This window comes from Halorubrum aethiopicum, assembly GCF_001542905.1.
Lineage (GTDB): Archaea > Halobacteriota > Halobacteria > Halobacteriales > Haloferacaceae > Halorubrum > Halorubrum aethiopicum.
This window is the reverse complement of the sequence record NZ_LOAJ01000001.1, coordinates 199,878-213,797: the sequence shown is the minus strand read 5'-3', so window position 1 is coordinate 213,797 and position 13,920 is coordinate 199,878. Positions and strand designations below refer to the sequence as shown.

General features: G+C 71.2%; 14 protein-coding genes and 1 pseudogene. 4 read left to right on the top strand and 11 right to left on the bottom strand.

All coding sequences use genetic code 11. The annotated features are described in order from the left end of the window. Nucleotides 1-3: 3 nt before the first annotated feature. The 5 genes from AXA68_RS01090 to AXA68_RS16985 form a co-directional block, all read right to left on the bottom strand. A complete protein-coding gene (locus tag AXA68_RS01090; protein WP_066411640.1) occupies nucleotides 4-261 on the bottom strand; it encodes a DUF7542 family protein in 258 nt (85 codons plus the stop codon). A gap of 152 nt (nucleotides 262-413) precedes the next feature. Next, the gene (locus AXA68_RS01085; protein WP_066411638.1) at nucleotides 414-629 is read right to left on the bottom strand and encodes a CbaC protein; all 216 of its coding nucleotides are present in this window, start codon (nucleotides 627-629) and stop codon (nucleotides 414-416) included. Then, nucleotides 626-2,446, bottom strand: a complete 1,821-nt coding sequence (locus AXA68_RS01080) for a b(o/a)3-type cytochrome-c oxidase subunit 1 (protein ID WP_066411636.1) — start codon at nucleotides 2,444-2,446, stop codon at nucleotides 626-628. The genes AXA68_RS01085 and AXA68_RS01080 overlap by 4 nt, the downstream gene beginning before the upstream one ends. Beyond that, nucleotides 2,443-2,955, bottom strand: coding sequence for a cytochrome c oxidase subunit II (locus AXA68_RS01075; protein ID WP_066411634.1), 513 nt, complete (start codon nucleotides 2,953-2,955; stop codon nucleotides 2,443-2,445). Before AXA68_RS01075 ends, AXA68_RS01080 begins: the two co-directional genes overlap by 4 nt. Nucleotides 2,956-2,961: 6 nt before the next feature. Then, nucleotides 2,962-3,135 (bottom strand): hypothetical protein, encoded by a 174-nt coding sequence (locus AXA68_RS16985; protein ID WP_198530006.1) that lies wholly within the window; start codon nucleotides 3,133-3,135, stop codon nucleotides 2,962-2,964. A 97-nt stretch (nucleotides 3,136-3,232) separates the two neighbouring features. Here AXA68_RS16985 and AXA68_RS01070 point away from each other — a divergent pair, with 97 nt between their 5' ends. Together AXA68_RS01070 and AXA68_RS01065 are read left to right on the top strand one after the other, a co-directional pair. Then, a complete protein-coding gene (locus AXA68_RS01070; protein ID WP_066411632.1) occupies nucleotides 3,233-3,445 on the top strand; it encodes a hypothetical protein in 213 nt (70 codons plus the stop codon). 53 nt (nucleotides 3,446-3,498) lie between these two features. Then, complete coding sequence (locus AXA68_RS01065; RefSeq protein ID WP_066411626.1) at nucleotides 3,499-6,063, top strand: heavy metal translocating P-type ATPase; 2,565 nt, start codon at nucleotides 3,499-3,501, stop codon at nucleotides 6,061-6,063. Nucleotides 6,064-6,075: 12 nt separating this feature from the next. Here AXA68_RS01065 and AXA68_RS01060 read toward each other — a convergent pair whose 3' ends face one another. The 5 genes and pseudogenes from AXA68_RS01060 to AXA68_RS01040 all read right to left on the bottom strand — a co-directional run bounded on the left by AXA68_RS01060 (nucleotide 6,076) and on the right by AXA68_RS01040 (nucleotide 9,625). Further along, on the bottom strand, nucleotides 6,076-6,711 hold the full coding sequence (locus AXA68_RS01060) for a hypothetical protein (protein ID WP_066411625.1): 636 nt from the start codon (nucleotides 6,709-6,711) through the stop codon (nucleotides 6,076-6,078). A 106-nt stretch (nucleotides 6,712-6,817) separates the two neighbouring features. Beyond that, entirely contained in the window at nucleotides 6,818-7,060 is a 243-nt protein-coding gene (locus AXA68_RS01055) for a SelT/SelW/SelH family protein (RefSeq protein ID WP_066411623.1), read from the bottom strand. A 64-nt stretch (nucleotides 7,061-7,124) separates the two neighbouring features. Then, a pseudogene (locus tag AXA68_RS01050) lies at nucleotides 7,125-8,548 on the bottom strand (heme o synthase). Nucleotides 8,549-8,678: 130 nt separating this feature from the next. Beyond that, nucleotides 8,679-9,107, bottom strand: coding sequence for an adenylyltransferase/cytidyltransferase family protein (locus AXA68_RS01045; RefSeq protein ID WP_066411621.1), 429 nt, complete (start codon nucleotides 9,105-9,107; stop codon nucleotides 8,679-8,681). Next, nucleotides 9,104-9,625: a Mov34/MPN/PAD-1 family protein gene (locus AXA68_RS01040; protein ID WP_066411619.1), complete on the bottom strand. Its 522-nt coding sequence runs from the start codon at nucleotides 9,623-9,625 to the stop codon at nucleotides 9,104-9,106. Before AXA68_RS01040 ends, AXA68_RS01045 begins: the two co-directional genes overlap by 4 nt. Nucleotides 9,626-9,801: 176 nt before the next feature. Between AXA68_RS01040 and AXA68_RS01035 the strand changes: the two genes are divergently transcribed. Continuing rightward, nucleotides 9,802-11,748, top strand: coding sequence for a DHH family phosphoesterase (locus AXA68_RS01035; RefSeq protein WP_066411616.1), 1,947 nt, complete (start codon nucleotides 9,802-9,804; stop codon nucleotides 11,746-11,748). Between the two features lie 28 nt (nucleotides 11,749-11,776). Here AXA68_RS01035 and AXA68_RS01030 read toward each other — a convergent pair whose 3' ends face one another. After that, nucleotides 11,777-13,522 carry a phospholipase D-like domain-containing protein gene (locus AXA68_RS01030; protein ID WP_080505125.1) on the bottom strand — a complete coding sequence of 582 codons (1,746 nt, stop codon included), beginning with the start codon at nucleotides 13,520-13,522 and terminating at the stop codon, nucleotides 11,777-11,779. Between the two features lie 100 nt (nucleotides 13,523-13,622). Here AXA68_RS01030 and AXA68_RS01025 point away from each other — a divergent pair, with 100 nt between their 5' ends. Further along, entirely contained in the window at nucleotides 13,623-13,817 is a 195-nt protein-coding gene (locus AXA68_RS01025) for a cold-shock protein (RefSeq protein ID WP_066411613.1), read from the top strand. Nucleotides 13,818-13,920: the final 103 nt, after the last annotated feature.

Below are 13,920 nucleotides of genomic sequence, written 5' to 3'. Positions count from 1 at the left end.
GCCTCAGGGGTCGGAGATGTCCCGATCGGGATCCGGATCGACGAGCGGGGAGTCCCCGTTCGAACGCTCCGGGAGGCCGCACACGCCGGCGTCCGCGCCCGCGCGCTCGACGCCCGGCGCGAGCGACTCGATCCGCCAGTCGACGGCGTGACCGGCGTCGGCCTCGTGGGCCGTGAGCGTCTCCCTCGCCGACCGGAGCCGGTCGTGGATCGACTCGAACCGGCAGTCCGCACAGCGGACGACGACGCGCGTTCGGGCCATACGGAAGGGAGGGTCGGGGTCGGCAAAACCGCACCGGTCGGAGAGCCACCGGCGACCCGGATCGCCCCGTCGGTCCGGATCGCCCCGTCGACCCGGATCCGCCCGTCGGGCCGGGTCGATCCGGCCTCGTCGGATCAGTCGGCCTCGCCGAGTCAGCCGGCCTCGTCGGGTTCGGGCTCGGTCCGCCATCCGCCGGTGAGCACCACGAGCCAGATCGCCACGCCGGCGAGGACGAACACGCCGGCCATGTACGGCACGATCGGGAGGCTGACGCCGAGGGCGTCGAGCACGGTCCGGAGCTCGTAGACGATGACGCCGAATATCGCGAGCCCGACCAACAGCCCGCCGCGGGTGACGTCGAGGCTCACGCGACCACCCCCGAGGCGACCGCGTCCAGGAGGCGGGAGCCGAGGAGCGCGAGCGCGTCGACGAGCGACCACGCCGCCGGGAGAGCGACGTCGGCGAGCGCCCCGGCCGCGGCGTCGATCCACACCGGATACGTCCCGACGCCGGGACCGAGCAGCCCGCCGTCGCTGATGATCGCCGCGAGCGGGAGCGCGTACGCGAGCACGACGAGGGTGACGGCGATCCCGCTCCAGATCCGGAGGTCGTCGAGGACCTCGGGGGCGTCGTCGGGGCCGGAGAGCGCGGGACGGAGGGTCTCCGCGATCCCCGAGACGCGCGGGTTCCCCATCGTGAGGACGAGGTTCCCGATGAAGAGGACCGTCGAGAGAAACAGCAGCGTCCCGCCGATCGCGATCTGGACGTTCAGCTCCTCGAAGCCGCCGAACGCGACCGGGTAGTCGAACCCGGAGTACTCCGGCTCGGCGGTCCGCCGGGGGACGCCGAGGAGCCCCTGGGCGTGCATCGCGTTCGACATGAGCGCCATCCCGATGAACCAGAGGACGACTTGGAACAGCCCGATCTGGCTGCTGTAGATCGGCTTGTTGGTGATCTGCGGCCAGAGCCAGTAGGTCGCCGCCATGAACGTGAGCGCGACCGCCGTCCCCACGGTGAGGTGGAAGTGGCCGGGCACCCAGATCGTGTTGTGGATCATGTAGTTGACGTTCATGCCGGCGTTGACCATCCCGGAGAACCCGCCGGCCGCGAACATCAGCCCCGCCAGCATCATCCCGGTGAACGCCGGGTTCCGCCAGGGGAGCGCCCGGAGCCAGCCGAAGATCCCGGTGCCGCCGCGCCGGCGCGCGCCGTACTCGACGCTGGCGACGACCGTGAACGCCGTGAGCAGGCTCGGCAACAGCAGGAACATCGTGTTCGTCATCGAGATGAACTTGAACCCCTCGGCGATGCCGGGGTCGAGGTATTGGTGATGGATCCCCACCGGCGTCGAGAGGAGCAGGAAGAGGACGAAGACGACCCGCGCCAGCGGGTCGCTGAACAGCCGCCCGCCGGCGATCGAGGGGAGCACGGTGTACCACAGCAGGTACGCGGGCATCAGCCAGAAGTAGACGACGGGGTGGCCGAAGAACCAGAACAGCGTCCGGGTGAGCGTCGGGTTCACCGACTCGATCAGCCCGAGCGACCACGGCAGGAGGAAGATCAGCACCGACGCGGCCACCGCCGAGGAGGCGATGTACCACATGATCATGGTGGTCAACACCATGAACGTCTGGAGCGGGATCCGCTCGTTCGGGTTCTCCTCGCGCCACGCGAGCCACGTGCGGAACCAGTCCGCGCCGGCGAGCCACGTCCCGACGATGAACACGGCGAGGCCCGTGTAGAAGAGCGGGTGCGCCTGAAGCGGCGCGTAGAAGGTGAAGAGCACGTCCGCGCTCATGTCGACGGCGTCGACCAGGCCGGCGAGGATGGTGACGCCGGTCATCGTCATCCCGCCCGCCATGAGCGCGTACCACGTCCAGGTGATCTTGATGTTCACGAGCGGCCGGTCGAGGCTGCGAACGACGGCCCACGTGAACAGCCCGGCGAGGAAGAACGTGGTGAAACTGATCGCCAGGAACACGCCGTGTGCGGTGAGCAGGGTGTAGTAGTCGGTCGAGGCGATGATCCCGCGGAAGATACCGGTCCGGTGGAGCGTCTGGATGATCCCGAAGATCGCTCCGAGCGTGAGCGCGAGGAACGCGCCCAGAAGCGACGACCGAACGACCCTCGACTCCGCGGGGAACTCGTCGTAGAACGTCTGTTCCGCCTCGAGCGCGTCGCTCATGCGCTCTCACCCCCGTCGGACGACTCGAACTCCTCCCGCGGAACGACGTGGAGTTTCCCCTCCATGGCGTGGTGGCCGGCCCCGCAGTACTCGTTACAGAGGAGGCCGTACTCCTGCGGCTCGCCCACTTCGACCGTGATCTCCGAGACCTCGCCCGGCACGACCATCGTGTTCGCGTTCGTTCCCACGACCTCGAAGCCGTGGATCACGTCGCGGGAGGTGACGTGTAGCGTCACCCGGCTGTTCGCCGGGACGACGATCGGGTCCGGCTCGAACCCGAACTGGTAGGCGACGACGTACGCCGCGTAGTGGTTCTCGCCGACCTGCTCGACGCGCGGCTCGGCGAACCGCTCGTCCTCGTCGAGCGCGGTCGCGTCGATCTGTCCCTCGCTGTCGGCGACCATTGCCACCCCCGGCCCGACCGCTCCGTACGTCACGGAGCCGAGGAGCAACAGGATCAACACGATGGCGAACGCGAGCCAGATCTTCTCGTAGGCGTGAATGTGCATCCGGTATCACCCCACCACGACCAGGTCACGGCCGAGGAACTCGATGTAGTAGATGTACACCCACGCGATCACGAGGATCGCGAAGTACACCGCGATGAGCGCGAGCGTGCCGACGGGATCGAACTCCTCGTCGCCGCCCGCGTCGTCCGTCGGCGCGCCTGCCGTCTCGGTTCGGCTCATGGGTCCGCTTACGGGTAGCCAACCATATAATATCCATCCGTTCCCGCGGCATGAAAATCCGCTTGGACTATATGGTGGCGGCCGCACACTCCCCCGTATGGACTTCTCGCTCCAGCACGCCGTCTTCCTGGTGCTCGGCGGCGTGCTCCCGGCCGCGGCCTACATCGCCTCGCGCGCCGAGTACGTCGTCGCCGTCACGTTCGTCAACGTGGTGCTCATCTGGGCGAGCCTCCGGGTGGCCACCGGCGGCAGCCTCCGGCCCGGCGGCGACGACGACAGGCTCGAGCCGAGCGACATCGAGGACGCGTAAGCGGATCCGCGCCGGCGACTCCGATCGGAGCCGGGCGGACGAAGCCACCACCAATGCCGAACTGTACCCTCTGTGAGTTGCCGACGGGACCCGACCCGCACACTGACCCGGCCGTCGAGGGCGAGTACTGCTGTCAGGGGTGTCTCGCGGTGGCGCGCTCGCTCGAGGACGTGGACGACCTCGAGGACCTCGAGGCGCGGGCCCCGGACGCGGAGCCGCCCGACGACTTCGAGGGCGAGACGACGTTTCTCCACGTCGACGGCATGCACTGTGCGACCTGCGAGTCGTTCCTCGAGATGACCGCCGCCGAGCGCGAGGGCGTCGCGGCCGCGGAGGCGAGCTACGCCACCGACACGATCCGCGTCGAGTACGACCCCGATCGAGTGACCGCCGACGAGCTGCCCGACGCGCTCTCGGTCGCCGGCTACACCGCGAGCGACCGGGCCGACCCCGAGCCCGCGGGCGACGACGTCGACGTGGTGCGGTTCCTGATCGGCGGCGGCTTCTTCGGGATGATGGCGATGCTGTGGTACGTCCTCTTCCTGTATCCGACCTACTTCGGCTACGACCCCCTCCTCGATCTCGGCGGCGTGAGCGGGCTCTACCTCTTCACGCAGATCTGGCTTTTCACCTCGATCGTGTTGTTCTACACGGGCTACCCGATCCTCCGCGGGGCGTACGTGAGCCTGCGGGCGGGCCGGCCGAACATGGATCTGTTGGTGTCGCTGGCGGCCGTCAGCTCCTACGCGTACAGCACGCTCGCGATGCTCGTCGGCCGGACCGACCTCTACTTCGACGTGACGATCGCCGTGATCCTCGTCGTCACCGCGGGCAACGAGTACGAGTCGCGGATCAAATCGCGCGCGACCGGGATGCTCTCGGAGCTGACGACCGCGGCCGAGAGCGAGGCGCGCCGGGAGTCGGGCGAGACCGTCCCGACGGAGGCGGTCGAGCCGGGCGACCGGCTGCTCGTGCGCCCCGGCGAGCGCGTCCCGTTCGACGGGACGGTCGCGGAGGGGACCGCCGCCGTCGACGAGGCGCTCGTCACCGGCGAGTCGCTGCCGGCGACGAAACACCCCGGCGACGCGGTCCGCGGCGGGACCGTCGTCACGGACTCGCCGCTCGTGGTCGAGGTGGGCGAGGACGCCACGAGCACGCTCGACACGCTCGTGCGCCTGCTGTGGGACATCCAGAGCTCGCGGTCGGGGATCCAGCGGCTCGTCGACCGGCTCGCGACCGTGTTCGTCCCGCTCGTCGTCGCGGTCGCCGCGATCGCCGGCGCGGGCACGCTGGCGTTCGGCGGCGCGCCGACGGACGCGGCGCTCGTCGCGCTCACGGTGCTCATCGTCTCGTGTCCGTGCGCGCTCGGGCTCGCGACCCCGCTCGCGGTCGCCGCCGGGATCCGCGACGCCGCCCGCCGCGGGATCGTGATCGTCTCCGACGCCGTCTTCGAGGCCGGCGCCGAGATCGACGCGGTCGTGCTCGACAAGACCGGCACGCTCACCGACGGCGAGATGCGGCTGCTCGAGACGGTTCTCGACGGCGGTTCGGAATCGTCCGACTCCGGCTCCACCGGCTCCACCGCCGACTCCGCCACCTCCGACACCGATCCCGACGCGGACGCCGACCGGGTCCTCCGGCGGGCGGCCGCGCTCGAGCGCGCGTCCGCCCACCCGATCGCCGAGGCGATCGTCGACGCGGCCGCGGCGGACCGGGACGCGGCCGGCCGGCGGTCATCCGCCTCCCCCGCAACCGTCGCCGACGGTGGGACCGAGCCCGCGACCGGGACGGGCCGCGCGGGAGGGACTGAGCCCGATCCAGCGGGCGAGTCGATCGATCCCGACGATCCCCCGGACGGGGTAGCCGTCGACGCCGCCGACGCCGCCGACGTCGAGGTCACCGACCGCGGCGTCGCGGGGAGGATCGACGGCGACCGCGTCGTCGTCGGCCACCGCTCGCTGTTCGTGGACCGCGGGTGGGCGCTCCCCGACCGACTCCGCGAGGCGGGCGAGCGCGCGACGGCGGACGGGAACGTCCCCGTCTTCGTCGGCTGGGACGGACGCGTCCGGGGCGTTCTCGTCGTCGGCGACGGGGTCCGCGAGGGATGGGAGGCGGTCGTGACCGACCTCGTCGAGCGCGGGAAACGCGTCGTCGTGCTCACCGGCGACTCGGCCGCGGCGGCGCGGCGCTTCGAGGAGCACCCGGCGATCGACGAGGTGTTCGCGGGGGTCCCGCCGGAGGCGAAAGCCGAGACGGTACGGCGGCTCGGCGCGCGAGAGCGCGTCGCGATGGTCGGCGACGGCAGCAACGACGCGCCGGCGCTCGCGGCGGCCGACCTCGGCGTCTCCGTCGCCAGCGGGACCGACCTCGCGACCGACGCCGCGGACGCCGTCCTCCTCGAGGACCGCCTCTCCGCGATCCCGGAGCTGTTCGACGTCACGAGCGGGACGAACCGGCGGATCAGGGAGAACCTCGGGTGGGCGTTCGCCTACAACGCGATCGCGATCCCGCTCGCGGTCTCCGGGGCGCTCAACCCGCTCCTGGCCGCGCTCGCGATGGGGACGAGCAGCCTGCTCGTCGTGAGCAACTCGGCGCGGTCGGTCGCCGGCGGGGAGTGACCGCGTCCCGCCTCACCTCGACGGATCCGGTTCGGACCGGTCGTCGTCGGCGTCCGATTCGGACGACTCTCCGTCCGCCTTCGATCCGGATCCGCCGTCCGCGTCCGTGTCGTTCCCGTCGCTGCGCCCGCCCGGCAGGAGCCGGCGCGCCAGGGCGCCGAGCCGCTTGTACGCGAGGTTCACGTACAGCCCCGCGAGGAACACCGTCCCGGCGACGAGGGCGTCGTTGGTCGCGGCCTCGCCCAGAACGACGTCCGACAGCAGGAAGACCCCGATGCCGAGCGGCAGCGCGGCGAGGAGGTGGAAGTTGTACCGGAGCAGCCTGCCGGCCGAGCCGTCGAACCGCTCGATCAGCGTCGTGAAGACGAACCCGAGCGCGCCGAGCAGGCTGAACACGGGGACGTACGGTGGAACGAGACCGGCGGACAGGTCCGCCACCCCGGCGAACGAGCCGTCGTAGGTCACGGTCGCCGCCGCCACGAGGACGACGGTCAACAGGAGATCGCCGACGGCGATCGCGATCCCGACCCCCGATCGGTACCACGTTCGGTCCAGCCACTCGGGGCCGTCCGCCCCGCCGAAGCCGCGGCTCTCGTCCGAGGTATCGCCGCCGAGTTCGTTCGGGTCCCGTTCCGTTTGGCCCGCCATCGGCTCCGGGTTCGTCAGCGAGGAACAATTAACTTCCCCCGGCGGTCGAGGAGCGGTCTCGGAACGATCCCGGACCGGTCGACGGCCCGAGCGGGCGGGTCGTAGCCTACGCGGCCGCGCCGACGTGTGGCTTCACCGCGCGGACGATGTCGTCGACGTCGTAGCCGTCCTCGTCTTTGTCGTAGACGACCTCGCCGTCCACGCGGACGATGAACACGCCGTGGTCGCCGGTCACGAGCGCGACCTCCTCGAGTTCCTCCCCGAACTGCTCGAGGACCGCCCGCGAGACGTCCTGTGCCCGGTCCAGCATGCCGCACGGTACGCAGTACTCGATCTCGACTCGCGTCATACGCGCGAGTAGGACCTCGAACGGCATAAAACGGCTGCCCCGGCGATCTCCGGGTCGATCGGATTCAGACGACGAGCGCGTCGAGGACGACGGCGAACAGCAACAGTCCGAGGTACGCGTTCGACGCGTGGAACGCCCGGAACGCCGCGGACTCGCTCCGCTCGTAGTGGAGTCGGACGACGGTCCAGAGGAAGACCGCGCCGAGCGCCACGCCGACGAGCGAGTACAGCGCGCCGAGCGGGTCGGCGACGGCCGCGAGCGCGACCGCAGCGACGAGCGTCGCCCCGAGGTACCAGAGGATGTGTCGGCGGGTGGCGGTCTCGCCGCGGACGACGGGCATCATCGGGAACCCGCCGCGGGCGTAGTCCTCCTTGTACGCCAGCGCGAGGTTGTAGAAGTGCGCGGGCGTCCACAGGAAGATCACGGCCGCGAGCAGCAGCCCGCCGCCGCCGATCTCGCCGGTGACCGCCGCCCAGCCGATGAGCGCCGGGAGCGCGCCCGCCGCACCGCCGAGGACGGTGTTCTGGACCGTGTTCGGCTTCAACACGAGCGTGTACACGACGCTGTAGAACAGGATCGCGACTAGCCCGAGCGCGGCGGTCAGGGCGTTCACGCTCCAGAACAGTCCGAGGGAGACGGCCGTCAACAGCCCGCCGAACGCGAGCGCGTGCGGGACCGGGACCAGGTCGGTCGCCAGCGGCCGGTCGTTGGTCCGTCGCATCCGCCTGTCGACGTCGCGTTCGAACACGTGGTTGAACGTGCCCGACGCGCCGATGGAGAGCGCCCCGCCGACGAGCGTCGCCGCGACCGCGTACGGCGTGAACCCCGGACCGCCGGCGAGCGCCATCGCGGCGGCGGCCACGAGACAGAGCAGCCACATCAGCCGCGGCTTCATCAGCCGGAAGTACGCGGCCGCGGTCGCGCGCAGTCGCGGCACCGTCGCCGTCGGCACGGACGGCTCGGGCGCGTCCTCGACCGGCGGCAGGTCGTCGGTCCCCGGCTCGAAGTCGGTCGGAGTGTCGTCCGCGTCGCCGGTCGCGGCCTCGAGCCACCACGCCAGCGCGGCGAGGACGCTCGCGAAGATGGCCACGCCGAGCGCGAGGTGGGTGAGCCCGAGCGGGACCGTTCCGCCCGGCACCGAAAGCGAGGTGTCGCCGAGGGCGACGACCGCGCCGATCCCGGCCTGCGCCGGGAACAGCGCGAGCGCGAGGAGGAGCGCGGCCCGGACCCGACGGTCCGCGTCGGCGAGCCACGCCAGCGCCGCGGCGGCGACGACGAGCCCCCGACGACGGCGGCGGCCGCGCGGTGGCCGAGCGCGATCCAGGCCGCCGGCTGGTCGGGGAGCGCGTAGCCACCGCCGCAGGCGGGCCAGCCGCCGCAGGCGGCTGCGGCGTCGGTGAGCGAGGTCGTCGCCCCGACGACGACGAGGAGGTACACGCCCATCGCCGCCGCGGCGAGGACCGCGGGGAACCGGTCGGGTATCGTCACGTGGATCGGCTTGGGCGTCGGTCCATATATGTCCCGCGCTTCCGCCGGTCGCCGGGAGGTCGCGGTCGCAGGGGAGTCGCGGACGCCGGGCCGACCGCGCGGCGATCGGTCGCGGCCGCGCCGGATCCCCTCACCCGCGGCGCTCGAGGACCCGGTCGATGATGTCGCCCGTCGAGAGCAGCTCGTCGTCGTGGCGGGGCTTCCGGCCGGACGCGCGCTCGAGGCGGCAGTCGATGCCCCGATCCGCGAGCGCGGCCGCGATGGCGTCCTCGTCGTGGTGCTGGTCGTAGCCGAGCACGATGACGTCCGGGTCGATCGCCTCGATCGGCACGAAGATGTCCTCGGTGTGACCGAGGTGCGCCTCGTCGACGGCGGCGAGCGCGGCGACCATGTCCCGCCGCTGGCGGTCGGAGAGGATCGGCTTCGCCTTGTGGGTGACGTTCGCCTCCCGGGCGACGATCGCGTGGAGCTCGTCGCCGTACGTCGCGGCGTCTTCCAGGTAGTGAACGTGGCCGGGATGGAGCAGATCGAAGGTCCCCTGCGCGACGACCCGGGTCATCGCAGCCACGAGAGGAACCCGCCCCGGTCGTCGTTCGCGTCGCCCAGCTCGCGGTCGATGTCCTCCTGGGTGAAATCGAAGAAGTGCTCGTCGGGCATCTCGACGTCGAGGACCTCGAGGGTGCGCCGGTTCCCCTCGTTGTCGAACGCCTTCCAGTCGCCCCACCCGTAGGGCGCGCCGACGATGATGTGGACCTCGCCCTGGCCGAACGTCGCGAGGTCGGCGTCGCTCGGCCGGAGCACGCCGTTCGGGTGCGAGTGAACCGACCCGACCGAGCGCATGTCGTTCGGCTTCATGTGCGAGCGGACCGACGCGCTCGTCGGCGACGACTCCGTCCCGGGGATGACGAGCACGTCCGTGATGACCTGTCCGTCCCGGTCGATGTCGAGGTCTCGAGCGTCGTCGGCGCGGAGGAACCCCATGTACTCGTTGGGGTGGGTCTCCTCGCTGGCCTCGAGGACGAACTCCATCGTCTCCCGGGCGATCCCGAGGAGGTCGTCCGACCGGAACAGTCGCATGTCTCGAGGGAGTCGCCGTCGACTCATATGGGTTCCGGACCGCCGGGGAGCGGCCGGACGCGACCTCGTCTCGAGGTCTTCCGCCTCGAGATACCCTCGTCGCGGACGGGTCGCCGCTCTCGGCGTCGCGAGCGCAACATAACAAGCTTAACACCGTCCGATCCCGAACGGCGTGTATGAGCGAGCACACCGCCGGGGATTCCGGCATGCGGGACGATTCGAGTCCCGAACCCGACGCCGTGAGGGCGGAGGGGGAACGCGACGACCGAGACGTCGTTCACGATCTGGCACCCGACTGTACCCTCGAGGACGTCGAGACCGGCGCGCTGTATCACGCCGCCGTCAACGGCGTCGTCGACTACGGGATCTTCGTCGACGTCTCCGACGCCGTGAGCGGCCTCGTCCACGAGTCGAACCTCGACGGCGAGTACGCGGTCGGCGACCGGCTCATCGTTCGGCTGACCGAGGTCAAGGAGAACGGCGACGTCGCCTTCGAGGAGGCGTCGCCGGGCGGCTACACGACCGAGACCGTCGAACACGAGCCGACGATCTCGCGGGTCCGCGGGCTCGTGCCGGGCGACGAGGTGACGGTCGAAGGGGAGGTCGTCCAGACGAAACAGACCGGCGGCCCGACGATCTTCGGCGTCGCCGACGCCTCGGGCGTCGTCTCGTGTGCCGCCTTCGAGGAGGCCGGCGTGCGGGCGTATCCCGGCGTCGAGGTGGGCGACCTGGTCCACGTCTCCGGGACCGTCGAGACGCGGGAGGGCGGCCTCCAGATCGAGGTCGACTCGCTCTCGGCGCTCTCCGGCGACCGGGCCACGGAAGCGCGCGACCGGTTCGAGGCGGCGCTCGAGGAGCGCGCGGAGCCGGCCGACGTGGACCCGCTCGTCGAGTGGGAGGCGTTCGAGTCGATCCACGACGACCTCCGCGACCTGGCCCGGCTGCTCCGGAGAACCGTCCTCGCCGGACGGCCGATCCGGGTCCGCCACCACGCCGACGGCGACGGGATGTGCGCGGCGATCCCGGTCCAGCTGGCGCTCGAACGGCTCGTTCGCGAGGTCCACGAGGACCCGGACGCCTCGCGACACCTCTTCAAGCGGCTCCCGAGCAAGGCACCCTACTACGAGATGGAGGACGTCACCCGCGACCTCAACTTCGCGCTCGAGGGGCGCGCCCGCCACGGCCGGAAGCTCCCCCTGCTTCTCATGCTCGACAACGGGTCGACCGAGGAGGACGTCCCCGCCTACGAGAACCTCACGCACTACGACATCCCCATCGCGGTCGTCGACCACCACCACCCCGACCCCGAGGCGGTCGCGCCGCTCCTGGACGCCCACGTCAACCCCTACCTCCACGGCGAGGACTACCGGGTCACCACCGGCATGATGTGCGTCGAGCTCGCGCGGCTGATCGACCCGTCGCTCACCGAGGAGCTCGAACACGTGCCGGCCGTCGCCGGCCTCTCGGACCGCTCGAAGGCGGAGGCGATGGACGACTACGTCGAGCTCGCCGCCGAGGCCGGCTACGGGAAAGAGGACCTCCTCGACATCGGCGAGGCGCTCGATTACGCCGCCCACTGGCTGCGCTACTCCGAGGGGAAGACGCTCGTCAACGACGCCTTGAACGTCGGCTGTGACGACCCCGAGCGGCACGAGGAGCTCGTCGAGTTCCTCGCCGAGCGCGCCGAACGCGACGTGGACCGCCAGCTCGAGGCCGTCGACGACCACGTCGAACACGAGCGGCTCGCCTCCGGCGCGCACCTCTACCGGATCGACGTCGACGAGTACGCCCACCGCTTCACCTACCCCGCGCCGGGGAAGACGACGGGCGAGCTCCACGACACGCGGGTTCAGGAGACGGGCGACCCGGTCATCACGATCGGCTACGGGCCGGACTTCGCCGTCCTCCGCTCGGACGGCGTCCGGCTCGACATCCCGACGATGGTGACGGAGCTGAACGAGGAGCTCCCCGAGGCCGGCGTCTCCGGGGGCGGCCACCTCGTCGTCGGCTCGATCAAGTTCGTGAAGGGCCGTCGCGAGGCCGTCATCGACGCGCTCGTCGGGAAGATGGCGGAGGCGGAGATCGACGAGACGCTCTCCTCGACCGCCGTCATCGACGACTGAGCCGGCGTCTCGAGCCGATCGACCCGGCTCACACGAACTCGATCTCCCGACGCGCGACCGCTCCCGAGACGACGACCGTGCCGACCAGTCCGACGACCGTGCCGACCGGCAGGTGGACGCCGCCGCCGCGCCAGTCCGCGGCGTACGCTCGAGCGTAGAAGTCGGCGACCTCGGCGTTCTCGACGGCGAGGAGCACCTCGCGGTTCTCCGTCCTCGCCCCCTCGTTCCAGTTGAGACTCCCCACGACCGCGGCGTCGTCAATCACGAGCCCCTTGGCGTGGATCTTGCCGTACCGGCCGCGCGGCTCCGCGACGGCGACCTCGATCGGCTCCGCGGCCAGCGTCTCAGCCAGCTTCCGGTTCGTCTCACGGTCGTACCACGCGTTCGACAACAGGAGGTGAACGTCGACGCCGCGCGCGGCCGCCCGCCGGAGCGCCCGGACGATCCGCTCGTCCGGGCCGCCCGTCCGCGGGACGACCGCGAGGACGCGGTCGTCGGCGGCGTCGATCCGGTCGACGATCCGGTCGCCGGCGTTGCCGGGGGCGGTGAGCAGTTCCACGTCGGCGGGAGCCGGAGGCGGCGGATCGAACCGCACGGGGTACGGTCGGTCCTCGACGTCGGCCCCGTCCGTGTCGTCTCGACCGCTCGCACCGCCGTCGCCACCGCCGTACGCGGGCGGTCCGTGAAACGTCGCGTCGGCGCGAAACTCCCTCCAGGACCGGGTGTCGGGGCCGGTCGCGTCGTTCTCGAAGAGCGTCGCGAGGTCCGCGGCGACCGCCGGGTCGTCCGCGATCACGCCCCAGCCGCGGCTCGATCCGCCGCCCGTCCCCGACCGCTTCCAGTTCTCGGTGAGCACGACCGCCCGGTCGTCGGCGACCGCGTACTTGGCGTGGTGAAACCGGAACCGGTTCGGCTCGCCGTCGAGGACGCGGACCTCGACGCCGGCGGCGACGAGGCGGTCGGCGACGCGCGCGCCCCGCTTCGGGAAGCCGCCCACGGGGGAGCCTTCGAGGAGGACGCGCACCTCCGCCCCGCGGGCGGCCGCGTCGACGAGGCGCTTTACGACCCGGTCGGACTCGACCGTGTAGCCGGCCAGCAGGATCCGGTCCTCGGCGGCTGCGAGCGGGTCGACGGGAACGTCGGGGCTGTCCGGGAGGACGAACGGCGTCACGGACGCGCCGGCGACGCGCTCCGGCGTGCGCGGCGCGTACCCGTTCGGCCGCCACTCGTCCCACGCCGCCCGCCAGCGGTACCCCTCGCGGACCCGGTCGTACGCGACGACGTCGACGGGGTCACCGTCCAGGCGGAGAACGATCCGGTCGCCGCTCGCGGACAGCGGGAAGTGGTCGTCGAGCGCGCGGACGGGAACGTCGCGGCCGACGAGGTGTTCCCGCGTGAGTGCCGGTTCCATCGAGAGCGCGACGGTCCCGGTCGCGTTCGACGGGATCGACGCCTCGTGGTGGCCGTCGGAGAGCGACCAGTTACCGGGCTCCGAGAGCCTGACGACGAGGTACTCGCCGCGGTTCCCCTCCGTAGTCGGGTTGGGGTACAGCTCGACGATCCGGGGACCGGTCGCGTCGATGGTGGCGGTCCGCGACGGATCGGCGGCGTCCGAAGCGGCCGACGGCCCGGTCGCCGCGCCGGCGACGCCCGCGGCCGGTCCGACGGCCGCGATCAGGACCGCGACCGCGACGACGACTCGGACGGTGACTTCGACTCGAACCGCGGATCCGCCCCGGATGACTCGGCGGACTCGGCCGATCGAGGGTCGCATGCGCGCTCTGGCCGCGGCATCAGGGATAAACGACCGGCCCCCTCGTGGTACCACGACCCTCGCAAGGGTTATCCCCCGATCGGCCGTACGTTTGATTGCAATGGCAAACGGAAAGGTTGATTTCTTCAACGACACTGGCGGCTACGGTTTCATTTCGACTGAGGACGAGGACGATGACGTGTTCTTCCACATGGAGGACGTCGGCGGTCCGGACCTCGAGGAGGGACAGGAGTTAGAGTTCGACATCGAGTCGTCGCCGAAAGGCCCCCGCGCGACGAACGTCGTCCGCAACTAAGCTCCCCCCGGGCGATCGTCGCCCCGAGATCTCACACGACGAAAATCGAGCCCGTTTCGTTCTCATCGGAGGACGCCGGACGCGACCCGCTTTCTCACGCATA